At 67.6% G+C, this 22375-nt stretch carries 20 protein-coding genes and 2 tRNA genes; 7 read left to right on the top strand and 15 right to left on the bottom strand.

Translation table 11 applies throughout. The features are described 5' to 3' along the window. Positions 1 to 52 precede the first annotated feature (52 nt). The 3 genes from prfA to ASE83_RS09875 form a co-directional block, all read right to left on the bottom strand. The gene (gene prfA / locus ASE83_RS09885) at positions 53 to 1123 is read right to left on the bottom strand and encodes a peptide chain release factor 1 (protein ID WP_055788871.1); all 1071 of its coding nucleotides are present in this window, start codon (positions 1121 to 1123) and stop codon (positions 53 to 55) included. Beyond that, entirely contained in the window at positions 1120 to 2421 is a 1302-nt protein-coding gene (gene hisS / locus ASE83_RS09880; RefSeq protein WP_055788868.1) for a histidine--tRNA ligase, read from the bottom strand. Before hisS ends, prfA begins: the two co-directional genes overlap by 4 nt. A 171-nt stretch (positions 2422 to 2592) precedes the next feature. Next, positions 2593 to 3933 (bottom strand): cation:proton antiporter, encoded by a 1341-nt coding sequence (locus ASE83_RS09875; RefSeq protein ID WP_055788866.1) that lies wholly within the window; start codon positions 3931 to 3933, stop codon positions 2593 to 2595. Between the two features lie 131 nt (positions 3934 to 4064). Between ASE83_RS09875 and ASE83_RS09870 the strand changes: the two genes are divergently transcribed. Then, positions 4065 to 4138: transfer RNA gene (locus tag ASE83_RS09870), tRNA-Gly, on the top strand. Positions 4139 to 4146: 8 nt separating this feature from the next. On the opposite strand, the gene ASE83_RS09865 is transcribed toward ASE83_RS09870, so the two are convergent. Both ASE83_RS09865 and ASE83_RS09860 read right to left on the bottom strand, forming a co-directional pair. Further along, entirely contained in the window at positions 4147 to 4467 is a 321-nt protein-coding gene (locus ASE83_RS09865) for a YnfA family protein (RefSeq protein ID WP_055789279.1), read from the bottom strand. A gap of 46 nt (positions 4468 to 4513) precedes the next feature. After that, positions 4514 to 4600: transfer RNA gene (locus tag ASE83_RS09860), tRNA-Tyr, on the bottom strand. Positions 4601 to 4779: 179 nt separating this feature from the next. Between ASE83_RS09860 and rlmB the strand changes: the two genes are divergently transcribed. Then, on the top strand, positions 4780 to 5529 hold the full coding sequence (rlmB, locus tag ASE83_RS09855) for a 23S rRNA (guanosine(2251)-2'-O)-methyltransferase RlmB (RefSeq protein WP_055789276.1): 750 nt from the start codon (positions 4780 to 4782) through the stop codon (positions 5527 to 5529). A 406-nt stretch (positions 5530 to 5935) separates the two neighbouring features. On the opposite strand, the gene ASE83_RS09850 is transcribed toward rlmB, so the two are convergent. Further along, the gene (locus ASE83_RS09850) at positions 5936 to 6253 is read right to left on the bottom strand and encodes a 2Fe-2S iron-sulfur cluster-binding protein (RefSeq protein ID WP_055788864.1); all 318 of its coding nucleotides are present in this window, start codon (positions 6251 to 6253) and stop codon (positions 5936 to 5938) included. Between the two features lie 60 nt (positions 6254 to 6313). On the opposite strand from ASE83_RS09850, the gene ASE83_RS09845 reads away from it, so the two are divergent. Further along, positions 6314 to 6958, top strand: coding sequence for a DNA-3-methyladenine glycosylase family protein (locus ASE83_RS09845; RefSeq protein WP_055788862.1), 645 nt, complete (start codon positions 6314 to 6316; stop codon positions 6956 to 6958). A 668-nt stretch (positions 6959 to 7626) separates the two neighbouring features. Here ASE83_RS09845 and ASE83_RS09840 read toward each other — a convergent pair. The 4 genes from ASE83_RS09840 to ASE83_RS09825 all read right to left on the bottom strand — a co-directional run bounded on the left by ASE83_RS09840 (position 7627) and on the right by ASE83_RS09825 (position 11775). Continuing rightward, a complete protein-coding gene (locus tag ASE83_RS09840; RefSeq protein ID WP_055788859.1) occupies positions 7627 to 8121 on the bottom strand; it encodes a hypothetical protein in 495 nt (164 codons plus the stop codon). Between the two features lie 447 nt (positions 8122 to 8568). After that, positions 8569 to 8883: a hypothetical protein gene (locus tag ASE83_RS09835; RefSeq protein WP_055788856.1), complete on the bottom strand. Its 315-nt coding sequence runs from the start codon at positions 8881 to 8883 to the stop codon at positions 8569 to 8571. Further along, entirely contained in the window at positions 8880 to 10544 is a 1665-nt protein-coding gene (gene recN, locus ASE83_RS09830) for a DNA repair protein RecN (protein WP_055789274.1), read from the bottom strand. Before recN ends, ASE83_RS09835 begins: the two co-directional genes overlap by 4 nt. A 265-nt stretch (positions 10545 to 10809) precedes the next feature. Continuing rightward, the gene (locus ASE83_RS09825; protein WP_055788852.1) at positions 10810 to 11775 is read right to left on the bottom strand and encodes an outer membrane protein assembly factor BamD; all 966 of its coding nucleotides are present in this window, start codon (positions 11773 to 11775) and stop codon (positions 10810 to 10812) included. A gap of 94 nt (positions 11776 to 11869) precedes the next feature. Here ASE83_RS09825 and ASE83_RS09820 point away from each other — a divergent pair, with 94 nt between their 5' ends. Together ASE83_RS09820 and ASE83_RS09815 are read left to right on the top strand one after the other, a co-directional pair. After that, entirely contained in the window at positions 11870 to 12694 is an 825-nt protein-coding gene (locus tag ASE83_RS09820) for a class I mannose-6-phosphate isomerase (protein ID WP_055789272.1), read from the top strand. 92 nt (positions 12695 to 12786) lie between these two features. Beyond that, complete coding sequence (locus tag ASE83_RS09815) at positions 12787 to 13350, top strand: glycine zipper 2TM domain-containing protein (protein ID WP_200921875.1); 564 nt, start codon at positions 12787 to 12789, stop codon at positions 13348 to 13350. 3 nt (positions 13351 to 13353) lie between these two features. Here ASE83_RS09815 and rarD read toward each other — a convergent pair whose 3' ends face one another. Next, entirely contained in the window at positions 13354 to 14256 is a 903-nt protein-coding gene (rarD, locus tag ASE83_RS09810; RefSeq protein WP_055788846.1) for an EamA family transporter RarD, read from the bottom strand. Between the two features lie 4 nt (positions 14257 to 14260). Next, positions 14261 to 14482, bottom strand: coding sequence for a hypothetical protein (locus tag ASE83_RS09805; RefSeq protein ID WP_055788843.1), 222 nt, complete (start codon positions 14480 to 14482; stop codon positions 14261 to 14263). A 555-nt stretch (positions 14483 to 15037) separates the two neighbouring features. Here ASE83_RS09805 and ASE83_RS09800 point away from each other — a divergent pair. Further along, complete coding sequence (locus ASE83_RS09800; protein ID WP_055788841.1) at positions 15038 to 15751, top strand: hypothetical protein; 714 nt, start codon at positions 15038 to 15040, stop codon at positions 15749 to 15751. 49 nt (positions 15752 to 15800) lie between these two features. Continuing rightward, positions 15801 to 16244: a hypothetical protein gene (locus ASE83_RS09795; protein ID WP_055788837.1), complete on the top strand. Its 444-nt coding sequence runs from the start codon at positions 15801 to 15803 to the stop codon at positions 16242 to 16244. 103 nt (positions 16245 to 16347) lie between these two features. Here ASE83_RS09795 and ASE83_RS09790 read toward each other — a convergent pair whose 3' ends face one another. The 3 genes from ASE83_RS09790 to ASE83_RS09780 are packed head-to-tail and all read right to left on the bottom strand — an operon-like array spanning position 16348 to position 22226. Next, positions 16348 to 17853 (bottom strand): efflux transporter outer membrane subunit, encoded by a 1506-nt coding sequence (locus tag ASE83_RS09790; RefSeq protein WP_055788834.1) that lies wholly within the window; start codon positions 17851 to 17853, stop codon positions 16348 to 16350. After that, on the bottom strand, positions 17850 to 21044 hold the full coding sequence (locus ASE83_RS09785) for an efflux RND transporter permease subunit (RefSeq protein ID WP_055788832.1): 3195 nt from the start codon (positions 21042 to 21044) through the stop codon (positions 17850 to 17852). Before ASE83_RS09785 ends, ASE83_RS09790 begins: the two co-directional genes overlap by 4 nt. Positions 21045 to 21047: 3 nt before the next feature. Further along, the gene (locus ASE83_RS09780) at positions 21048 to 22226 is read right to left on the bottom strand and encodes an efflux RND transporter periplasmic adaptor subunit (protein ID WP_055789270.1); all 1179 of its coding nucleotides are present in this window, start codon (positions 22224 to 22226) and stop codon (positions 21048 to 21050) included. Positions 22227 to 22375 lie beyond the last annotated feature (149 nt).

The following is a 22375-nucleotide window of genomic DNA, read 5'->3' as shown; positions in this document are numbered from 1 at the left end:
CTCTGCGCGAAAACTTCCTTCTTCTCTTCGCGTCTTCGCGCCTTCGCGTGAATCAAGCATCCAGCGTCGCCAGCCGCTCCGCCTCGTCCTGCGCGATCAGCGCGCCGATCAGTTCCTCCATCTCGCCTTCGAGGATTTCGGGCAGGCGGTGGAGCGTCAGGTTGATGCGGTGGTCGGTCACCCGCCCCTGCGGGAAGTTGTAGGTGCGGATGCGCTCCGACCGGTCGCCTGATCCGACCATCGAGCGGCGGGTGCCGGCCCGTTCGTCGGCCAGCCGCTGGCGTTCGGCTTCGTACAGGCGGGTGCGCAGGACCTTCAGCGCCTTCGCCTTGTTCTTGTGCTGCGACTTTTCGTCCTGCTGGATGACCACCAGCCCGGTCGGCAAGTGGGTGATCCGCACCGCCGAGTCGGTGGTGTTGACCGACTGGCCACCAGGGCCGGACGAACGGTACACGTCGATGCGCAGGTCCTTGTCGTCGATCTGCACGTCGACATCCTCGGCCTCGGGCAGGACGGCGACGGTCGCGGCGCTGGTGTGGATGCGCCCGCCGCTCTCGGTCGCAGGCACGCGCTGCACGCGGTGGACGCCGGATTCGAACTTCAGCCGGGCGAACACGCCCGCACCGGTGACGCTGGCGACGACTTCCTTGTAGCCGCCGGCGTCCGATACCGATGCCGAGATCAGCTCGACCCGCCAGCCGCGATTGTCGGCATAGCGCTGATACATGCGGAACAGGTCGCCGGCGAACAGCGCCGCTTCGTCGCCGCCGGTGCCGGCGCGGATTTCGAGCATCGCCGCGCGTTCGTCCGCCGCATCGCGCGGCAGCAGGGCGAGGGCCAGCGCGCGTTCCGCTGCCTCGAGCTGCGCGCGGTTGGCGTGGAGTTCCTCGACCGCCATCGCGCGCAGGTCGTCATCGGCGTCCTGAGTCATGTAGGACAGGCTATCGCTCTCGGCACGCAGCCGCCGAACCTCGCCCGCCGCCTGTGCGACGGGTTCGAGTTCGGCATATTCCTTCGACACCGCGACGAAGCGGTCGCCGGGCAGGTCGCCCGTCGCCATCTGCGCCGCCAGTTCGTCGCGCCGCGCCTCGATCTGGGCGATGCGTTCGGGGGCGATGGTCAAAGCGCTTCCTTCACCCAATTAGGCATGTCGCTGAGGTTAGATCGGAAGGCGTCGAGAGAGCCGGGCCGGCTCACATCAACGGTTTCGCCTGCCGCCTCGTCCCAACGAAGGTAGCGAACATTGACCTCCTCATACTCGGGATCATTAAGACCAATGTTAATGAGGATTTTCGGATTTTTCTGTCGAGCACGGTCGTAACGTTTGTTCGGCTTACCCGAAGTGATGGCGTCCACAACGACGCCAAGCCGCCGAATGCGGAACGCCAATTCGAGACTTACACTTTCGCTCCGCACATCCTTGTCGGATACGATAACTACGTCGGGACGAACTGAGCTGGGTTCCTCCAACAACATCGCCAGCCGCTCGATCCCCGCCGCCCAGCCCACGCCCGGCGTCGCCGGCCCACCGAGGCTCTCGATCAGCCCGTCATAGCGTCCGCCGGCCAGCACGGTCCCTTGCGCGCCCAGCCGGTCGGTGACGAATTCGAACGCGGTGTGGCGGTAATAGTCGAGGCCCCGGACCAGCCGGTCGTTGCGGGTCCACTGCACGCCAGCCGCGTCCAGCCCCGACGTGACCGCCGCGAAGAAGTCCGCCGCTTCCGCCGTCAGATACGCATCGATCCCCGGCGCCGCATCGGCGATCGGGCGGTCGCGCGGGTCCTTCGAATCGAGGATGCGCATCGGGTTCTTGTCCAGCCGCTTGAGGCTGTCCTCCGACAGGTCGCCGCGATGCGCTTCGAAATGCTCGACCAGCGCGGTGCGCCACGCATCGCGCGTCTCGGCATCGCCCAGCGTGTTGAGCTGCAGCGTTACGCCATCGGCGATGCCCAGTTCCTTGAGCAACTGGTCGGCCATCGCCAGCAGTTCGACATCGGCCATCGGTTCGGCCGCACCGATCACTTCGGCGTCGATCTGGTGGAACTGGCGATAGCGGCCCTTTTGCGGACGCTCGTAGCGGAACACGGGGCCATGCGTCGCGAGCTTGAGCGGCGCGAACTGCTGCCAGCCTTCGGTCAGGTACGCGCGGGCGATGCCGGCGGTGAATTCGGGGCGCAGCGTCAGCGAATCGCCGCCGCGATCCTCGAACGAATACATTTCCTTCGACACGACATCGGTCGTCTCGCCCAGCGACCGGGCGAAGACGGCGGTCGATTCGAACACCGGCACTTCGACCCGGTTGAAGCAATAGAGACGGCGGACGCGCTCGAACGTCTCGGCGACATGGGTGAAGCGCCGTTCGAAGTCGCCGAAAATGTCCTGGGTGCCGCGCACCGGGCGCGGAGTCGTGATCTTTGCCATTATGCGCGCGATTTATGGTGTCCGGGGTTGGAACGCCAGCGTTTAGCGTTGCTGTCTTCGGTCCGTCCGTGCTGCGTAGGGACTGAGCCTTATCGGAGCGCCATGCGTGGCGATCCTTCGATACGTCGCTTCGACAAGCTCAGCGACTACTCAGGATGAACGGAAGGAGGATCAGGCCGGCACCCCGCCCAGTTCGCCGCTGGCGCGCGCCTGCTTGCCATAGACTGCCTCGAACAACGGGGTCGCCATGACCGTCGTGACGATCGCCATCAGCACCAGCATCGCGAACAGCGTGGGACCGATGATCCCCTTTTGCAGTCCGATATTGATGATGATGAGTTCCATCAGCCCGCGCGAGTTCATCAGCGCGCCGATACCGAGCGCGGTGCGGTTATCCTCCCCCGCCATCCGCGCCGCCGCCCAGCAGGCACCGAACTTGGCAAGGATCGACACCGCCAGCACGCCCAGCGCGATCAGCAGCAACGGCAGCGAGCTGACCGTGTCCATGCGCGTGTTCAGCCCCGAATAGGTGAAGAACATCGGCAGCAGCAGCACGACCGCCAACGGCTCGACCTTGCGCTTCAGTTCCTCGACGAACAGTCCACGGGGCATGAACACGCCGAGGATGAAGCCGCCGAAGATCGCGTGGATGCCGATCGCGTCCATGAAGAACGCCGACAGGCAGAACAGCATCAGCGTGATCGACAGCACCGTCATGCTCATCTCGCCCTTCGCCTCGACCGCGCGGCCCAGCGGCGCGAGCAACCGCTTGCCGAACAGGATCAGGAAGATCGCGTAGAGCACCGCCCCACCGATCGCGAGGATGGCAACGCCCGCGCCCGCGCCGAACGTCGCCAGCACGATCGCCAGCACGCACCACGACACCGCGTCGTCGAACGCCCCGGCGGTCAGCGACAGCGTGCCGAGCGCGGTATCGGCGAGGCCGCGTTCGTGGATGATTCGCGCCAGCATCGGAAAGGCGGTGAGCGCGATGCAGGCGCCCATGAACAATGTCGCGCTGCCGGTCGAAATCCCTTCGGCGAACAGGCCGGGCACGGTGAGCAGCATCGGCGTCACCAGCACCGCCAGCGCGAACGGGACGGCGATGCCCGCCGCCGACACCATCGCCGCACTCTTCGCCTTGGTCTGGAAATGATCGAGCCGGAGCGTCAACCCGACGAGGAACATGTAGAGGCCGACGCCGAGCTGCGCGCCGGCATAGAGGACGCCGCGCGTTTCCTTCGGAAAGATCGCCGCCTGAAGATCGGGGAAGAACAGGCCGAGCAGCGATGGCCCCAGGACCACGCCCGCGATCATCTCCCCCACCACCTGCGGCTGGTTCAGGAAGCGCTTGCCCGCCCAGCCGACCACGCGGCAGGCGAGCAGGATGACCGCCAGCTGCAGAAAGAAATGGATCGAATAGTCGGAGGGAGCGAAGCTCTTCGCCGCCTGTACCGCCGGTCCGTGCGGGTTCAGCACATCGCCCAGCGCGGCGCCCATTTCGTTCAGCATCCTGCCCTCCCCGGCATCATTATGGTCGGAGCAATAGGATGATCCGCCGTGAAAGCAAGCTGTGCCACAGGGCGGTTGACCTGTCCCGCTTCCCTGTGGCAGGTGCATCGCCCTGACGCCGACGCGCGTGGGCGGGTATAGCACAATGGTAGTGCAGCAGCCTTCCAAGCTGAATACACGGGTTCGATTCCCGTTACCCGCTCCAACCCACCATCATCGCGGTCCGAACAGGATCACGGCGCAGCCGCCGACGCACAGGCCTGCGCCGATCAGGTCGAACCGGTCGGGCACCATCCCCTCGACCGTCCAGCCCCACAGCACCGCGCCCAGCACATAGATGCCGCCATAGGCCGCATAGGCACGCCCCGCCCCGCCGGTGTCGCTCTGCGCCAGCAACCAGGCAAAGGCGATCAGCGCGGCGATGCCGGGGGCGAGCCACAACGGCGACCGGTCGAGCCGCCACCATGCCCAGAAGGCGAAGCAGCCGCCGATTTCGCACAGCGCGGCGAGGACAAAGACAGGAAGGGTCGGGATGGAAATGCCTCCCGCTGGGGCACCGCCGGCGCGTTCGCGCGGGCGGTGGTGGACAGGGCTGGATTCGAACCAGCGTACGGGAAACCCGGGCAGATTTACAGTCTGCTGCCTTTAACCACTCGGCCACCTGTCCAGCCGCCACTCAGGCGGGCTAGCCGCTTGAGCGAGGGCGCCCATTGCCGTCCCGGCGCAGCGCTGTCAACGCCTGCCTGCAACTTTGTTGCCGATTTGCGCCTGCCCGCCCGACGCGGCTATGACGTGGCCATCGATGCGCCGACCCCGGCCGCACCCCGACAGAGACGAAAGACCGACATGGCCCGCAAAGGACATCGCCCCAGCAAGGCATCGCCGCAACGCCCGCGCTTCTGGGGCCGGCACGCCGCCTTCGCCGCGCTCGACAATCCCGAACGGGTGATCCGCAAGATCTGGTGCACGCGCGAGATGGGGTCGCAGCTGGTCCTGCCCGAGGGCGTGCCGGTGGTGTTCGCCGAAGTCGCCGACCTTGCCCGCCTCGTCCCCGCCGATGCGCCGCACCAGGGCATCGTGATCGAGGCCGATCCGCTGGAGGATATCTGGCTGGCCGACCTGATCGAACAGGGGCGCGACGACGACCGGCCGATCCTGCTGCTCGACCAGGTGACCGACCCGCACAATGTCGGCGCGATCCTGCGCTCGGCCGCCGCGTTCGACTGTCTGGGCGTGGTGACGCAGGACCGGCACGCGCCGCCCGAATCGGGCACGGTCGCGCGGTCGGCGTCGGGCGCGCTGGAGAGCGTGCCGTGGGTCCGCGTAGTGAACCTGTCGCGCGCGCTGGTCGAGCTGGGCGACGCGGGATATTGGCGCGTCGGGCTGACCGGCCATACCGAGACGACGCTGGCGCAGGCGCTGGGGCCGAAGCGGGTCGCACTGGTCGTCGGCGCCGAGGGGGAAGGAATGCGCCAGAATACGGCGGCGCATTGCGACATCCTTGCCAAGCTGCCGATTTCGGACCGGATCGAGAGTTTGAACGTGTCGAATGCGGCGGCGATTGCGTTGTATGCGGTGGCCGTGCACGAGGGATGAAGACGAAGCAGCGACAGCTGCTTCGCATCATCCCCGAGCCGGCCGGCGGGCGTCAGCCCGACCGACGACATGGGCTTTGCCCATGGCGGGTTGGGTTCGGGAGGCCGGGGTTCTCGGTTCTAGGCGGGCGCTTCTCGACTTCGCTCGAAGCTGCTCGAACTGAACAGGGTGGGTTGGGGGTGAGTCCCTCTGCTATAACCACCCCGCTCCCTCGCCCCTTGCCCTCGCCCCACCCCCGTTCGGTTCGAGTAGGGATCGAGCCTGTCGAGAGCCCGTATCGAGAACGCCTCTCCACATACGGGGCGTGGCATGGGCAAAGCCCATGCCGTCGGTCAGGCTGAAGCCCGCCGGCCGCGCTTGGAAGGGCTGCGCGCCAGCTACGCTGCCGCGTCAGACTTCCTGCGCGTCAATCCTCGGCCCCAATCACCACCCGCATCCCCTCCAGCCCCGCCGTCACCGGCAACTGGCACGACAGGCGCGACGTAGCATCCCGATCCTCGACCGCGTCGAGCAGGTCGTCCTCATCCTCGCTGACCGGCGGCAGGCGGTCGAGATAGGCGGCGTCGACATGGACGTGGCAGGTCGCGCACGAACAGCAGCCGCCGCACAGTGCGAGGATGTCGTCGAAGCCGTTGATCTTCAGCACTTCCATCACGGACAGCCCGACTTCCGCGTCCACGGTTCGTTCTTCCCCGGCACGATCGACGACGGTAAGCGTTGGCATCGTTCATTCTCCTGACCGTCGCCCCATGCCGGGGCGGCCGGGGCTTTTCAAGGACCGGGCATGGGACTTTCCGCCGATCAGCTGCGCACCTCGCTGGATGCGCTGGCGACCCGCGAACCGGCATTCGCGGCGGCGCTGGCCTATGCCGGCTATCCCGAACCGCGCATCCGCGAGCGGGGCTATGTGACGCTGCTGAGGACCATCGTCGGACAGCAGGTCAGCTACAAGGCGGCCGATGCGGTGTGGAAGAAGCTGGAAGCGTTGCTGGGCGATGCCGCCGACCCGGCCCGGATAGCGACCAGGACCGATGAAGAACTGCGCGCCGCCGGCCTGTCGCGGCAGAAGAGCGGCTATGCCCGCAGCCTGGCCGACGAGGTGCTGAGCGGTCGGCTCGACCTCGCCAACTTGCCCGAGGACGACGAGGAAGCGATCGCGCAGCTGGTGCGGGTGAAGGGGATCGGGCGCTGGTCGGCCGAAATCTACCTGCTGTTCGCCGAGGGGCGGCTGGACGTGTGGCCGGCGGGCGACCTGGCGGTGCAGGTCGAGATCGGCAAGATACTGGGCTTGCCCGAACGGCCGAGCGAGAAACAGATCCGCGAACTGGCCGAGGGGTGGCGGCCGCATCGCAGCGCGGCGACGGTGTTCGCGTGGCACCATTATATGTTCGACCCGGCGACGAAGGCGGCGAAGAACAGCGCGATCTAGCGCCGGCCAAAGTCCAGCATAGCTGGACTGCGGCACCAGGCGCGTCCGGCCGGCGGCGCCCAAAGCGCTGTCCGACGAGCGTCGAGGTGCGGACTGCCCCGCAGTCCGCAGATCGTGCCGGGGGCACGATCGACCTCGACGCTGGCTTTGCCGGTGACGCATCGCTGAAAACAAAGGCTTTTCCCGCCAAAGTTCACAAAGTTCACACTCGCCGCGTTTTCGCATGATCTTTGCTAACGAGACGCAACAAAGACTTTTCATCAAAGAGCGGAGCGAGCCTGACAGGCCGCACCCCTGTAGGAAAGCGTTGGTACCATGGCGGCCGGCAGCGATTGCGGGTGGACCACACCACCGATCGTGGTGGAATGCCCGATCACGGCGTCGGTTTTCGTACCGGCGATGGCGTCGGCCCGTACATCGGCATGGTGGAGGGGCGGACCTCGGACCGATCGACATCTACCGGTTTATCGTCCCCCCGGAACACGTCCGGGGGGACGGAGAGGCTGGAGGCGTCGATCAGCTACGCCGAGGGTGATCGCTACGCGACGTATCATCCCTCCGTTACCCAAGACGTGTTCCGAGTGACGACAGGCCGGTGCATGTCGATCCGGCCTAGGCCAAGCAACGCCGTTCCCGTTCAACTGGAACGCGACGCAGCGGTGGCGCGGTCAGTCGACCGGCGTCACCATCAGCGTCACCACCGTCGCCTCGCTGCCCGCGATCTGGAGCAGGTGGCGACCGGGTTTGAGGTCGAAGTCGACCATCTTGCGGATCGTCGAGCAGGATGGGCCATGGCCATGCGTCGCGGAAGCAACGGGCGTCGTGCCGCGCAGCACGTCGATCCATGCCGCTGATCCGAGGGCGACCCGGTACCGTCCCGCGCGGGCCACATCGAACGCGAACAGGCCGCCATGGCTGGTCGCCGCGCCGGGCTTCGCCGGTGGTGCGGCAAAGGTCACGCGGGAAACGGGCAACAGCGTCGCGCGCACGGCCAATCCCGAGGTCAGCAGCACGGGCTTCGCCGCGGTCGCCGCTGCGGTGATGGCGGTGGGCCGGCGCCATTGCTCCATGCCACGCGGCAGGTCCACAGGGGTCGCGGGACATGCCGGGGATGCGGCAGCCGCCTGCGGCAGGGACAGCGCGATAAGAGTCGCCAGCAGCATGGTTTTTCCCGTCAGCTCGAAGGTCGGTACAGGCACACGCTACAGCTTGGGCGCGGCTTTTTGAAGCGTTGCCCGTCCGGGCCGATTGCTGCGCGCCATTGCTGTGTCCGACCGACATTTGATGTGCCAGTGCGCGAATTCGTGCGAAGCCGCGAAGCGAAGGAAGAAGATGGTTCGCGCAGAGGCGCGGAGGACGCAGAGAACCGCGCGAGACGCAAAGCGATACTCGCTTCGTCAAAGCAACGATGTCAGGCCGACCGGTAATCGGCCCTGCGATCAGCCCCGTGCGCGACACCTCCGCGTCCTCCGCGCCTCCGCGCGAAAATCCGACTTCCTGGTGCTTTCGCGGTCATCGCGCGAGCATTTCGCCCCGGCGTCTGAATCTCGATCCGTTCTAGGAGATCCCAGCCTGCGCCGGGATAACGTACGGTTCAGCTTGCAACAACGCTATCGCCCCGCCCACCAGTCGGCATAGGGCGTGTTCGCCACCTTGTGCCGGTTGTAATCGGGCGCGCCGTCGTCCCACCAGACGGGGCCGCGTTCGCCGAGTGCTACCTTGGCCGCATCTACCGCTTTCCGCGCGCTTGCCACCGCCGCGTCGTCACCGGCCCGCTTGCCCGCCCCGACCGCGCGGCGGGCGTCCATCAGGGCGTGGACCAGCCGGTCGCGCTCCGCTTCGGCCAAGTCGGGCCGGGTCGCGCGCCACAGCACGCCGTCGACCACGATATAGCGGCCGTCCGGCGTGCGCGGCGGGTCGGTCATGCCGGCTCGATCAGCCGCCGTGCCTGCGCGCGGGCTTCGTCGGTGATCTCGGCACCCGACAGCATCCGCGCAATCTCCTCGCGGCGCTCGTCGCTCGACAGCGGCCGCACGCCGGTGCGGGTGACGATGCCATCATGCGCCTTGGCGATCAGCAGATGGCGGTCGCCACGCGCCGCGACCTGCGGGCTGTGGGTGACGACCAGCAGCTGCGTGGCGCGCGACAGGCGGTGGAGCCGGTCGCCGATCGCGGAGGCGACCGCGCCGCCGACGCCGCGATCAATTTCGTCGAAAATCATCGTCGCCGCCCCGCCCTCTTCGGCCAGCGCAACCTTCAGCGCGAGGATGAAGCGGGAGAGTTCGCCGCCGGACGCGATCTTGGCGAGCGGGGCGAAGGGCGCGCCGGGGTTCGTCGAAATCTCGAACTCCACCCGGTCGCGGCCCGCCGACGACCATTGACCATCGTCCAGTTCGGCGACGACGGTGCGGAAGCGCGCGGCGTCGAGCTTCAACGGGGCCAGCTCGCCCGCCACCGCCGCGTCGAGTCGCGCCGCCGCATCGACGCGGGCGGCGTGGACGCGATCGGCCTCTTTTGCATAGGCGGCGCGCGCCTTGGTGACGGTCGCCTCCAGCTTGCCGAGGCCGGCCTCGCCCGATTCGAGCAGGGCGAGTCGCCCGGCCAGTTCGCCGGCAAGGACGGCGAGGTCGTCGGGCTGGACGCGGTGCTTGCGGGCCATGGCGCGCAACGCGAACAGGCGTGATTCGTCATCCTCCAGCGCGCCGGCATCGAAGGCGAGCGCGTCGGTCGCCTCGCGCAGCGCGGTTTCCGCCGCCTCCGCCTCGACCAGCGCACGGTCGATGGCGGCGAGCGATTCGGTAAGCGCGGGATGGGCATCGGCGATGCGTTCGAGCGCGCGGGCGGCCTGTCGCAGCGCGGACAGCGCGCCGTTCGGGCCGTCGATTCGCTCCTCGACCTGGGTCAGATCGTCGGCGACCTTTTCGGCGCGCTGCATCGACCGACGCCGTTCGGCCAGCGCCTCTTCCTCGCCCGCTTGCGGATCGAGCGCGGTCAGTTCGGCGACGGCATGTTCCAGCCATTCGCGGTCGCGCTGCGCCACCTCGATCTCGGCCAGCGCCGCGCCCAGCGCCGCCTCCGCCGCGCGCCAGTCGCGATAGGTGCGCGACAGGGTGGCGGTGTCGATCCGCCCGAAGCCGTCGAGCAGCGCGCGGTGGCCGCGCGGGTTGAGCAAGCCGCGATCGTCATGCTGGCCGTGGATTTCGACCAGATGCGGGGCAAGGTCGCGCAGCAATCCGGCCGACGCCGGCTGATCGTTGACGAAGCCGCGACTGCCGCCGTCCGCCTTCACGATGCGGCGGATGATGAGCGGCTCGCCGGGTTCGAGGTCGAGGCCGTTATCGTCGAACAGCCGAGCCACCGGGCCATCGGGCACGGGCGCGGCGAAGATCGCGGTGACCGCCGCCTGTTTCGCGCCGTGCCGGACCAGCGCGGTGTCGCCGCGCGCGCCGAGCGCCAGGCCCAGCGCGTCGAGCAGGATCGACTTTCCCGCGCCGGTCTCCCCGGTCAACACGCCCAGGCCAGCGGCGAAATCGAGGTCCAGTGCCTCGATCAGCACCACGTCACGAATGGAAAGCGCCGTCAGCATCGCGCCCTCCATAACCGCGGAACAGCGCAAGAACAAATGGCTTCGTGCGGCATGGGGTGCGAACGGATGGCGATGGGGTTCGATCCGTGGGGATACGCACCATCCAAGCCCGTTCGTGCCGAGTAGGGACTGAGCTTGTCGAAGGCCCGTATCGAAGCATTCCCTCGCCAAGGTCCTTCGATACGCCCTTTCGACAGGCTCAATGGCTACTCAGGACGAACGGCGATTGGTACGCTTGCCGGATACGTCCCTGATCCCGCGGCCCTCAGTTCCCCGTCGGACCGCCAGCACCCGTGGTCGTGCCACCCGTCGTCGGGCCGGTCGGCGACGGCGTGACCGCCGGCGGGGTCTTGGGCGCGGGCGTGGGATCGTCGCCCGGTTCGACCGTCACCGTGCCGGTGGGCGGCGGGGCGGGCGGCGCGTATTTGACGGGAATCGGCTTGGGCGGCGGAGGCGACTTGTCCTGGATCAGATCATAGGCGCGCTTGTACCAGTCGGTGCCGGGATAGTTGGCGCCGAGCACCGCCGCCGACTTCTTCGCCTCGCCGGGCACGCCCAGCGCCAGATAGGTTTCGGTCAGGCGCATCAGCGCCTCGGGCGCGTGGGTCGTCGTCTGATACTGGTCGACGACCGAGCGGAAGCGCATCGACGCCGCTAGCCACTGTCCACGCTGCTGGTAGAAGCGGCCGATCTCCATCTCCTTGCCGGCGAGGTGATCGCGGACCAGGTCGAGCTTCAGCCGGGCATCGGCGGCGTAGGGCGTGTTGGGATAGCGGCGCGAGAGTTCGCCCAGCGCGTCCATCGCCTGCATCGTGATCTTCTGGTCGCGGGTCACGTCGCTGATCTGCTCGTAATAGCTGAGCGCGATCAGATAATAGGCATAGGGCGCGTCGTGGTTGCCGGGGTGGACCGACAGGAAACGCTGCGCCCCGGCGATCGCCTTCGTATAATCGGCGTCGAGATAATAGCTGAACGCGCCCATCAGCTGCGCGCGACGCGCCCAGACCGAATAGGGGTGCTGCCGCTCCACTTCGTCGAACAGCGCGGCGGCGACCTTGTACTGGTGGCGGTCGAGCCGGCTCTTGGCGGCGGAGTACAACGTGCCCACGTCGCGCGCGACATAGGGCAGGTCGCGGCCCGCGCCGGCACCGCCACGGGCACAGGCGGAAAGGCCGACACCGGCGAGGGCGACGAGGATGAGCGCAGACGCGCGGGTCGATACGGTACGCATATGGGCGATGCTTCTACTGCGGCAGGGGTAGCGCGAACAGTCCCTTTCGCGCATGAGCACGCGGACCCGTTCAATGACGTTCCGGAGCGACTGCATGCCCGTCACCAAGCTCGAAATGCACCGTGTCGAAAAGCCGTGGGGCCGCCATACCCTGGGCTTCGGTTTCGCCGATCAGCCCGCCGATGCCGATCCGGTCGGCGAAATCTGGTACAAGACGCCGGGCGACGACACCCCCGACCTGCTGGTCAAATATCTGTTCACGTCGGAAAAACTGTCGGTGCAGGTCCATCCCGACGACGCGCAGGCGCAGGCGCGCGGCCTGCCGCGCGGCAAGGACGAATGCTGGACGCTGCTGGCCGCCGAAGCCGATTCGACGATCGCGCTGGGCACGCTGGCGCCGATGACCGCCGAACAGCTGAAGGATGCGGCGCTTGACGGGTCGATCGAGGCGAAGCTCGACTGGAAGCCGGTGAAGGCGGGCGATTTTTTCTATGCGAAGTCGGGCACGGTCCATGCGATCGGCGCGGGCATCACGCTGATCGAAATCCAGCAGAATTCGGAAACCACCTATCGCCTGTACGATTACGGCCGTCCGCGCGAACTGCATCTGGACGACGGCGTCGCCGTGTCGGACGCGCGGCCGTTCGTGGCGCCGGAAGCGCCGGGCCAGATCGCCGAGGACCGGTCGATCCTGGTCGATGGACCCAAGTTCGTGCTGGAACGCTGGACCGGGGGCACGCGCACGGTGCAAGTCCCGGCAGGGGTGAAGGGCTGGTTCGTGCCGGTGACCGGCAGTGGTACGGCCGATGGTACGCAATGGACCGCCGGTGACTGCCTGACCTTCGAAGGTCACGTGCAGTTGCAGTCGAGCGACGATGCCGACCTGTTGTTCGCCTATCCGGGCGAGAAATACGCATGACGTGAAAATGAACGGGACGTAGTTTCCCGTTCACGCAACCCGGGACAGATGCGCATCGTTCTACCACCCATCCTCTGGATAGGAATCGAACGATGCGTACTCCCATTCTCGCCGCGATGATTGCGGCCGTTGCCCTGCCGACGATCGCCGCCGCCCCGGCAATGGCGCAGACCCCGCGCCAGGAATATCGCGACGAAGTGCGCGATGCCCGCCGCGATCATCGCCGCGACCTCCGCAACGCCGACAGCCCCCGCGACGTGCGGCGTGCCGACCGCGAATATGCCCGCGACGTCAACGATGCGCGACGCGACCTGCGCCGGGACCAGCGCGACTGGCGCGGCTATCGCAACTATAATTACAACCGGTTCGAGCCGGGCCAGAACCGCTATTATGCCGACCGCTATTATCGCGATGGCCGCTATTACCAGCCGCGCCGGCTGACCCGGAACGACCGCATCTATCGCGGGAAGGACAATCGCTATTATTGCCGCCGCAGCGACGGCACGACCGGCCTGATTATCGGCGGCATCGGCGGGGGCGTGCTAGGCAACGTGATCGCGGGCGGCAATTCGCGCCTGCTCGGCACGCTGATCGGCAGTGGTGCCGGCGCGCTGCTCGGCCGCTCGGTCGATCGCGGCCAGGTGGTCTGCCGCTAAGCCCTAGGCCCGGGTCGGGGTGGCCTCGCGCCGCCCCGGCCTACGCCCGCCGATGATGTAGACGGCGAGCCCCGCCCAGATGAGGGCGAAACACCCCATGCGGACCGGCGTCAGCGTTTCGCCGAACACCGCGATCGCCAGCATGAACTGCAGCGACGGTGCGAGAAACTGCAGCATCCCCATCGTCGCCAGCCGCAACCGGCGCGCGGCGGCGGAGAACAGCAGCAGCGGCGCAGTCGTCACCGCGCCCGCCACGACCAGCAGCCCGGCCATGCTCGCCCCCTGATCGAACGCCAGCGGCTGTTTCGTGGCAAGGAACAGCAGATAGCCGAGCGCGACGGGCGCCAGCAGCGTGGTTTCGACCATCAACCCCTCGAGCGCGCCGACCGATACCGTCTTGCGGATCAGGCCGTACAACGCGAAGCTGATCGCGAGGCTGAGACTGATGCCGAGCGCGACCCAGGTCGATCCGAAGGCGAACAGCGCCACTCCTGCCCCGGCCAGCGCCACCGCCGCGCCCTGCGTCCGGTTCATCCGTTCACCGAGCAGCACGACGCCCAGCAACACGTTCAGCAGCGGGTTGAGGAAATAGGCGAGGCTGGCGGCCAGCACTTCGCCGTGCAGCACCGCCCAGACATAGACCAGCCAGTTGACCGCGATGAAGCCGGCGCTGGCGACGAGATTGGCGAGCGCCCGACGGTTGGCGAAGGCCGCGCGCAACTGCCTGCCGCGCCCGGCCGCGACGACGATGACCGCGACCAGCAGCGCCGACCACAGCACCCGCTGCGCGACGATCTCGCCTGCGTCGATCGGCCCCAGCAGCCGGAAATACAGCGGCAGCAGGCCCCACAGCACATAGGCGCCGACGCCGAACGCCAGCCCCCGCCGGTCCGCCCCTTCGCTCACCGGTTCAGATCAGGCCGCCGGTCAGGAACAGGCGCAGGCCGGCGACGATCAGGATCACGAGGTTCAGGTTGCGGCCGGTATTCTTCGACGACAGCAACCCGATCACGAACCCGACCAGCGCGATCGGGAAGGCGATCCAGTTCATCAGCGAGACGACGGGAATGAGTGCCGGGATAGCGATCACCAGCGCGACGAGACCGATCAGGATCGAGACGATGTTCAACATGGGACAGGACATGGCCCCGACAGGCGCGCCGGGCAATGGCGAAGGGATGTTTTTCGCTTGCGCGATCCATCCTGGGACCGATCGACGGTCACGTCTGTATCGTCTGTATCGTCACCCCGGACGTGTTCCGGGGTCCACCGCGCCGCGATCGCGGTCGATAGAGGCGCACGCCGCATCGATTGCCGCGCCGTGGACCCCGGAACACGTCCGGGGTGACGAAAATGGATGCCCTCAAACCTGTCTGAACCGAAATGTCGATCGGCCCCAGGTTCGACCAATCCAGCGTGGTGCGGGATCGCGGGGCGGCCCCCGGGTGTCACTGCGGACCTGTTCGCCGCCTTTGCGAACATCGCCGACAGCCCCCTGATTTTGCCATACCCCGACGGAGGCCGGGGTCCAGTCGGGGGGACGCCGGCGCCCTATGGAAAAGCCTTCCCAACTGGACCTCGGCCTTCGCCGGGGTACGGCCCGGCCTTCCGGCAGCGTTTTCGCACAGACTCTTAACCGGACGAGGATAATATTGCGCGGCCCTGAACCCCGCGGAGTGCGTCGCCGATGATTCGTGCCGTTTCGATCCTGTTGCCGCTGGTATTGCTGGCGGCCTGCAACCAGAGCACGCCTCCGGGCAACGATGTCGACGCGCTCGACGCCGAACTGCTGCGCGGCAATGCCGGCGATCCGGCGGTGACGGCGGCGTTGCAGGACCAGATCATGGTCGATCCCAGCCTGACAGGACAATCCGGCAACGGCGCGGTCAAGCCCGCCGACAGGCCGTACAGCGCCGCCGCCCCCGCCGCCGATGTCGCATCGGGCAGCGCCGCGAGGCCCGAATCGCTCGAATCGGCACCGAAGCCGGGTGCCTGCCCATCGTGCAAGGGCGGGCACGAGGCGCTGACGCTGGGCGAACTCGCCGCCGTGCAGAATTCCGGCAACCGGCAATGCGCGGCCAAGGTCGGTTATAGCGCGGCATGGGCCAATCGCCTGCCCGCCGCCTTCGCGCTCCACCCCGATGCGCGGCTGTCGGAAGCGGCCGGGACCGATGCCGATGGCTGCCGGATGCGGGTGGTCAGCTTCACCATCGCCCAGCCGGTCGATCGCATGGTCGACTGGTATTACACCCGCGCGAAGAAGGGCGGCTATTCGGCGGAGCATCAGGCCGAGGGCGGACAGCATGTGCTGGGCGGCACGCGTGGCACTGCCGCCTATGCCGTGTTCCTGTCGCCCGAGGGGCGCGGCACGTCGGTCGATCTGATCGTCGACGGCGGCTGATCTTTACGGACGCCGATCCGCTTCCCATGTCGTTTCGGAAGGGAAACCCATGCCGATCGTCGCCGCTACCCTGATCGCCTGTATCGTCATCCTGCGGCTGTGGCCCGACCTGCCGGTCGTGCGGGTGCTGGCGGGGTTGCTGGTCGTGCCGATCGCGCGACGGTTCGCGTCACTGACGCCGGGGCATTGGCTGCTGTTCCTGATCCTGTCGGCGGCGGCGGGGACCGTGGTCTGGATGGGCGGCGACATGATCGTCGTGTCGGCGGTGGGGTCGCCCGAGTTGGCCGGGGTGCTGATGGCGATCGACGTCGCCGCCTATCTCGACGCCGTGCTGGCCGCGCTGGCGGTGGCGGGCGCGGTGCGCGGCGTGTCGCTCAAGCTGTGGGTGGCGCGGGTGCTGCCCCGGTCGCGGAGCCGGCGGACGCGCCGGGTTCGGGTGGCGCGGAAGGCAGCGAATGACGACGACCCGGCAGGGGTTGCGATCGCTGCGTGAGTTTTCCGGTCCGTTCGTCCTGAGGTGCCGCTGAGCTTGTCGAAGCGTCGTATCGAAGGACCGCCACGGGTGCTTCGATATGAGCCTTCGACAAGCTCAGTCTCTACTCAGCACGAACGGGTTCCGGAGATGGCGGCGTCACCGGCACCGGCCCGTTCGGTCCTGCGTCCAACAGCGAATCGCCACCCAGCGACCGGTACAACGTCACGCGGTTGGTCGCGGCGACCAGTTGCGTCGCCACTACCCGGCGCTGCGCGCTGTAATAGGAACGCTGCGCATCGAGGCTGGTGAGGAAGGTGTCGATGCCTCCCCGGTATCTCGCCTCGGTAAGGCGGAACGTGTCCTGTGCGGCGACCAGGTTGGCGCGTTCGGCGCGGGTCTGTTCGACGATGGTCCCCTGCCGCGCCAGCGCGTCGGCGACGTCGCGGAACGCCGACTGGATGGTGCGTTCATAGGTCGCGAGCAGCGCGTCGCGTTGCGCCTTGCTGAACTCCACCCCCGCACGGGCAGCACCGGCGCGGAAGATCGGGTAGCTGAGCGAGGGCGCGACCGAATAGTTGAACGCGCCGCCGGTGAACAAGGTGCGCAGCGCGTCGCTGGCGAAGCCGACCAGTCCGGTCAGCGACAGGCGCGGGAACAATGCCGCGCGCGCCGCGCCGATATCGGCATTGGCCGCCAGCAGTTCATATTCCGCCTGCACCACGTCGGGGCGACGCAACAGGATCGACGAATCGATTCCTGCCGGCAGGTCGGCGATGGTCGGCAACGCGACGTCGATCGACGCGGGCAGCAGCGCCGGATCGACCGGCGCCCCGACCAGCAATTGCAGCGCGTTGATGTCCTGCGCGAGTTGCGTCCGCTGTTCGGCGAGGTCGCTCTCCGCCGTCGCCAAAATTTGTTCGGCCTGGCGCAGATCGGTGCGAGGGGCGATGCCGCCCTGTAACCGGGCGCGGGTGAGCGTCACGCTGCGCCGGGCGCTTGCCGCCGTTGCCTGCGCCACCGCCATCAGGCTGCGGTCGGCGCCATAGGTCGCCCATGCCTCCGCGATGTCGCCGACCAGCGTCAGGCGGGTGGCGCGGGCGCCGGCTTCGGTGGCGAAATAGCGGTTCTGCTCGGCCTCGGTCAGCGACCGGATGCGGCCGAACAGGTCGAGTTCGAACGCGGTCGCGCCCAGATCGGCCGAAAAGCTGCTGTTCGAGCTGCGGCTGGTGACGGTCGTGCCGCCCGTGCCGCCGGTGCCGGTGGTCGAGGTGGTCGAGGTGGTCGCGCCATCGCCGGTGCCGCGATAGCTGTAGCGGGCCGAGGCATCGACCTGCGGAAACAGGTCGGCGCGCTGGATGCGATATTGCGCCCGCGCCGCGCGGATATTGGCGGCGGCGATGCGCAGGTCGCGGTTGTTGACCAATGCCTGCCCGACCAAAGTGCGCAGGCCGGGCGCGGTGAACACCTGTTCGAAGGTCAGCGCGGGCAGGCTCGCCTCGCGCTGGCGCAGATAGGCGTCACCGACCGGCCATGACGGCGGCACCACGGCGGTCGGCCGTTCATAGGCCGGCGTCATCGAACAGCCCGCCAGCAGCATGGCGGCGAGCGGGATCGTCAGCCGCTTCATGCTTCAGCCTCCTTGTGCGGCTTGTGGCGCAGTCTGGCGAGGCCGTCGCGGACCCCGCGCCGGACCAGCACGAAGAACAGCGGGATGTAGAAGATCGCCAGCACCGTCGCGGTGAACATGCCGCCGATCACCGCCGTGCCGATCGCGATACGGCTGTTGGCACCGGCTCCGGTCGACAGCGCAAGCGGCAACACGCCGAAGATGAAGGCGAGGCTGGTCATCAGGATCGGGCGCAGGCGGATGCGCGCCGCCTCCAGCGCGGCATCGATGACGCGCGCGCCCTTTTTCTCCGCCTGTTCGGCGAATTCGATCATCAGGATCGCATTCTTCGCCGCCAGCCCCATCGTCGTCAGCAGACCGATCTGGAGATAGACGTCGTTCTCCAACCCCCTGAGCGTCACGAAGGCGATGGCCCCGATCAGCCCCAGCGGAATGACCAGCAGCACCGCGATCGGGATCGACCAGCTTTCGTACAGCGCGGCAAGGCACAGGAACACGACGAGGATCGACAGGCCGTAGAGCAAGGGCGCCTGCCCCGACGACAGCCGTTCCTGAAACGACAGCCCGGCCCAGGCGACGCTGGTCCCCGGAATCCGGCTGGCCAGTTCGGCGATGCGGTCCATCGCCTCGCCGGAGCTGACGCCCGATGCCGCCTGCCCCTGAAACTCGAACGAGGGCAGACCCTGAAACCGCGAGAGGGTGGTCGGCGCGACGGTCCAGCCGGTACGCGAGAAGGAGGAGAAGGGCACCATCTGTCCGTCCGATCCACGCACGAACCATTGCGACAGGTCGGCGGGTTCGCTGCGATACGGGGCGTCGCCCTGCACGAACACGCGCTTCACCCGGCCGCGATCGATGAAGTCGTTGACGTAGCGTCCGCCCCACGCGGTCGACAGCGTGTTGTTCACGTCGCCCTGCGTCAGCCCCAGCGTCGACAGCCGCTGCTGGTCGATATCGACGTTCAGCGTCGCGATGTCGGGCAGTTCGGACAGGCGCACGCCGGTCAGCATCGGATCGGCGTTGGCGGCGGCGAGCAGCTTGTCGCGCGCCTCGGCGAACTCGGCCGCAGTCATCCCGCCGGCGTTCTGCAGTTCCATGGTGAAGCCGTTCGCCTGCCCCAGCCCGCGCACGGCCGGGGGCAGCAGCGCGAAGACCTGCGCATCGCGGAACCCCCGGAACGCGGCGGAGGCGCGGGCGACGATGGCGTCGGCGCCATTGTCCGTGCCCGGACGCTCCGCCCAGTCGGTGAAGTTGATGAACCCCTGCCCCGTATTCTGCCCCGACGCGCCGCCCCCGCCACCGCCGGCGACGACCAGCAGCGTGCGGACATTGTCCTTTTCATAGGTCAGGAAATATTTCTCGACCTCGCGCTGCACCGCCTCGGTCCGGCCGCGCGTCGCACCGGCGGGCAACTGGAAGCGGATCGAGGCCGCGCCCTGATCCTCGGTCGGCAGGAAGCTGGTCGGCAGGCGGAAGAACAGCAGCGCGAGGATCGCGAGCACCGCCGCATAGAGCAGCAGGTACAGCCATTTGCGGTCGATGACATGGATGACGCCGCGTTCGTATTTGTCGACGCCCTTGTCGAAATTGCGGTTGAAGCCGTTTCGCAGCCGTTCGCCGACATGGGCGACGCGGGGGAATTTCCGCTCCAGCCAGCCGCCCTCCAGGCTGCCGTCCTCGCCCCGCTTCTTCTGCTTGAGCAGGGTCGCGGTGAGTGCCGGCGACAGGATCAGCGCGACCAGCACCGACAGCACCATCGCGGCGACGATCGTCACCGAAAACTGGCGATAGATGACGCCCGTAGACCCGCCGAAGAACGCCATCGGCAGGAACACCGCCGACAGCACGATCCCGATCGCGACCAAAGCGACCTGGATCTCCTGCATCGACTGGATCGTCGCCTCGCGCGGCGTCATGTCGGGATTTTCGTCGAGCAGGCGCTCGACATTCTCGACGACGACGATCGCGTCGTCGACCAGCAGGCCGATCGCCAGCACCAACCCGAACAGGGTCAGCGTGTTGATCGAGAAGCCGAAGAGATAGAAGATGCCGAACGTGCCGAGCAGCACGACCGGCACCGCGATCGTCGGGATCAGCGTCGCGCGCCAGCTTTGCAGGAACACGAACATGACGATGACGACGAGGATCACCGCCTCGACCAGCGTCTTGACCACTTCCTCGATCGAGAGCTTGATGAAGGCGGTGGTGTCGTTGGCATAGGCGAAGGTCAGGCCGGCGGGGAACTTCGCCGATTGCCGTTCGACCTCCGCCTTCACCAGTTCTGCCGTCTCCAGCGCGTCGGCACCGGGGGCGAGGCTGATGGCGAGGCCGGCGCCGGGATGGGCGTTGACCCGCGACAGCGCCGCATAATTTTCCTGCCCCAGCTCGACCCGCGAAACGTCGGACAGGCGGACGGTCGATCCGTCCGGCAGCGTCTTCAGGATGATCGCCTTGAACTGCGCCGGGGTCTGGAGGCGCGATTGCGCCGTGACGGTGGCGTTCAGCTGCTGTTCGGGGCCGGTCGGCTGGCCGCCCAGTTCGCCGGCGGCGACTTCGGTATTCTGCGCCTGGATCGCGGTGACGACATCGCCCGGGATCAGCGAGAAGGAGGCGAGCTTGGCCGGATCGAGCCAGATGCGCATCGCATATTGCGACCCGAACACGTTGGTTTCACCCACCCCGTTGATCCGCGCCAGCGGCTCGACGAGGTTCGCCTCCATATAGTCCGACACGTCGCCATTGGTGCGCTGGTCGGTTTCGTCGAAGATGCCGACGATCATCAGGAAGTCGGGGTTCGACTTGGTGACGCGGATGCCCTGTTGCTGGACCTGTTGCGGCAGTCGCGACAGTGCCTGCTGCACCTGATTCTGGACCTGCACCTGCGCGATGTCGGCGTCGGTGCCCTTGTCGAAGGTCGCGCTGATCGTCACCTGCCCGCGCGACGAGCTTTGCGAACTGAAATAGAGCAGGCCGTCGATGCCGGTCAGCTGCTGTTCGATGATCTGCGTGACGGAATTCTGGATCGTCTCCGCATTCGCCCCCGGATAGGTCGCGCGGATATTGACCTGCGGCGGGGCGACGTCGGGATATTGCGCGATCGGCAGCGACAGGATCGCGCCCAGCCCGCCCAGCATCACGATGATCGCGATCACCCAGGCGAAGATCGGGCGATCGATGAAGATGCGGGACATCGCTTATCCCGCCTTTGCGGGCGCGGAGGGCTGTTCGCCGGCGGGCTGCGCCTGAATCCGTTGCGGCGTATTGGCCGGCACCGGCTTGATCTTCGCATTGGGGCGCAGGTTGGCGGTGCCCTGCGTAATCACCTTGTCGCCCGGATTGAGGCCACCGGTCACGACCCAGAACTCGCCCTGCGTCCGTTCGGCCTGCACCTGCCGCTGCACGGCGGTATCGTTCGGCCCGACGACGAAGACCGTCGCCATCCCCTTGGGATCGCGCTTCACCGCCTGTTGCGGAACCAGGATCGCGCGTTGGTCGATCGCCTGCGCGAACTGCGCACGGACGAACATGCCGGGCAGGAGGATACCCTGCGGATTGGGGAAGCGGGCGCGCAGCGTCACCGTGCCGGTCTGGGCGTTCACCATTACCTCGGCGAACTGGACCGTGCCGGCCCGGCCATAGTCGCTGCCATCCTCCAGTCGCAGGCGGACGGCGGCGGAGGCCGGCACCACCCCGCCGCTGGCCAGTTCGCGGCGCAGCGCCAGCAGGTCGGCGGCCGATTGCTGGATGTCGACGAAGATCGGGTCGAGCCGCTGGATCACCGCCAGCGGATCGGTCTGGTTGGTCGTGACCAGCGCGCCTTCGGTGAAATAGCTGCGCCCGATCCGCCCGGTGATCGGTGCGGGGACGTTGGTGAAGGACAGGTTCACGCGCGCCGTCTCCAGCTGCGCGCGGCTCTGTTCGACGGCGGCGGCGGCCTGGCGCGCCTGCGCGGCGGCGTCGGTATAGTCCTGGCGGCTGACCGCCTCGATCTCGGCCAACGGGCGATAGCGATCGGCGCGAATCCGCGTCGCTTCCGCGTTGGCGCGGGCGCTGTTGAGGTTCGCGACCGCTTCGTTGGTCTGGGCGCGATAGAGGCGCGGGTCGATCTGGTAGAGTGTCTGTCCGGCACGGACCAGCGCGCCTTCGGTAAAGAAGCGCTTGCGGATGATGCCCGCGACCTGCGGGCGGACCTCCGACTGCTGGAACGCGACGACGCGCGCGGCGAGGTCGGCGGTCTGGGCGACGCTGGTCGGCTGAACGACCACGAACCCGACCTGCGCCGGCCCCTGATTGCCGCGTCCGTTCTTCGTCGCCTTCTCCCCGGTGCCACCGCCACAGGCGGTCAGCGCGATCAGGGCGGGCAGGATCAACAGCGGACGGACGCGCGGCGACGCGGATCGGATCAAGAGCGACAACCTTTGCGACAGGAAAGCGGCGCGAATGCGCCGACGCATAACCGCCGGCGCATCCGAAAGTTTCGACACCGTTTTCATACGCACCGCATCGTTCGACGCAATGCGGG

The sequence above is a fragment of the Sphingomonas sp. Leaf32 genome, from assembly GCF_001421765.1.
In the GTDB taxonomy this organism is placed as follows: domain Bacteria; phylum Pseudomonadota; class Alphaproteobacteria; order Sphingomonadales; family Sphingomonadaceae; genus Sphingomonas.
This window is presented reverse-complemented; position numbering and strand designations above follow the sequence as displayed.

What these genes read in the sequence shown, in the direction of transcription:
- ASE83_RS09840 (WP_055788859.1), bottom strand. Translation starts at nt 8,121, where the DNA reads ATGCTGCTGGCGACTCTTATCGCGCTGTCCCTGCCGCAGGCGGCTGCC.
- ASE83_RS09845 (WP_055788862.1), top strand. Translation starts at nt 6,314, where the DNA reads ATGGGACTTTCCGCCGATCAGCTGCGCACCTCGCTGGATGCGCTGGCG.
- ASE83_RS09850 (WP_055788864.1), bottom strand. Translation starts at nt 6,253, where the DNA reads ATGCCAACGCTTACCGTCGTCGATCGTGCCGGGGAAGAACGAACCGTG.
- hisS (WP_055788868.1), bottom strand. Translation starts at nt 2,421, where the DNA reads ATGGCAAAGATCACGACTCCGCGCCCGGTGCGCGGCACCCAGGACATT.
- ASE83_RS09785 (WP_055788832.1), bottom strand. Translation starts at nt 21,044, where the DNA reads ATGTCCCGCATCTTCATCGATCGCCCGATCTTCGCCTGGGTGATCGCG.
- ASE83_RS09795 (WP_055788837.1), top strand. Translation starts at nt 15,801, where the DNA reads ATGCCGATCGTCGCCGCTACCCTGATCGCCTGTATCGTCATCCTGCGG.
- ASE83_RS09825 (WP_055788852.1), bottom strand. Translation starts at nt 11,775, where the DNA reads ATGCGTACCGTATCGACCCGCGCGTCTGCGCTCATCCTCGTCGCCCTC.
- ASE83_RS09835 (WP_055788856.1), bottom strand. Translation starts at nt 8,883, where the DNA reads ATGACCGACCCGCCGCGCACGCCGGACGGCCGCTATATCGTGGTCGAC.
- ASE83_RS09805 (WP_055788843.1), bottom strand. Translation starts at nt 14,482, where the DNA reads ATGTTGAACATCGTCTCGATCCTGATCGGTCTCGTCGCGCTGGTGATC.
- ASE83_RS09815 (WP_200921875.1), top strand. Translation starts at nt 12,787, where the DNA reads ATGCGTACTCCCATTCTCGCCGCGATGATTGCGGCCGTTGCCCTGCCG.
- ASE83_RS09820 (WP_055789272.1), top strand. Translation starts at nt 11,870, where the DNA reads ATGCCCGTCACCAAGCTCGAAATGCACCGTGTCGAAAAGCCGTGGGGC.
- ASE83_RS09875 (WP_055788866.1), bottom strand. Translation starts at nt 3,933, where the DNA reads ATGCTGAACGAAATGGGCGCCGCGCTGGGCGATGTGCTGAACCCGCAC.
- ASE83_RS09790 (WP_055788834.1), bottom strand. Translation starts at nt 17,853, where the DNA reads ATGAAGCGGCTGACGATCCCGCTCGCCGCCATGCTGCTGGCGGGCTGT.
- ASE83_RS09800 (WP_055788841.1), top strand. Translation starts at nt 15,038, where the DNA reads ATGATTCGTGCCGTTTCGATCCTGTTGCCGCTGGTATTGCTGGCGGCC.
- rlmB (WP_055789276.1), top strand. Translation starts at nt 4,780, where the DNA reads ATGGCCCGCAAAGGACATCGCCCCAGCAAGGCATCGCCGCAACGCCCG.
- recN (WP_055789274.1), bottom strand. Translation starts at nt 10,544, where the DNA reads ATGCTGACGGCGCTTTCCATTCGTGACGTGGTGCTGATCGAGGCACTG.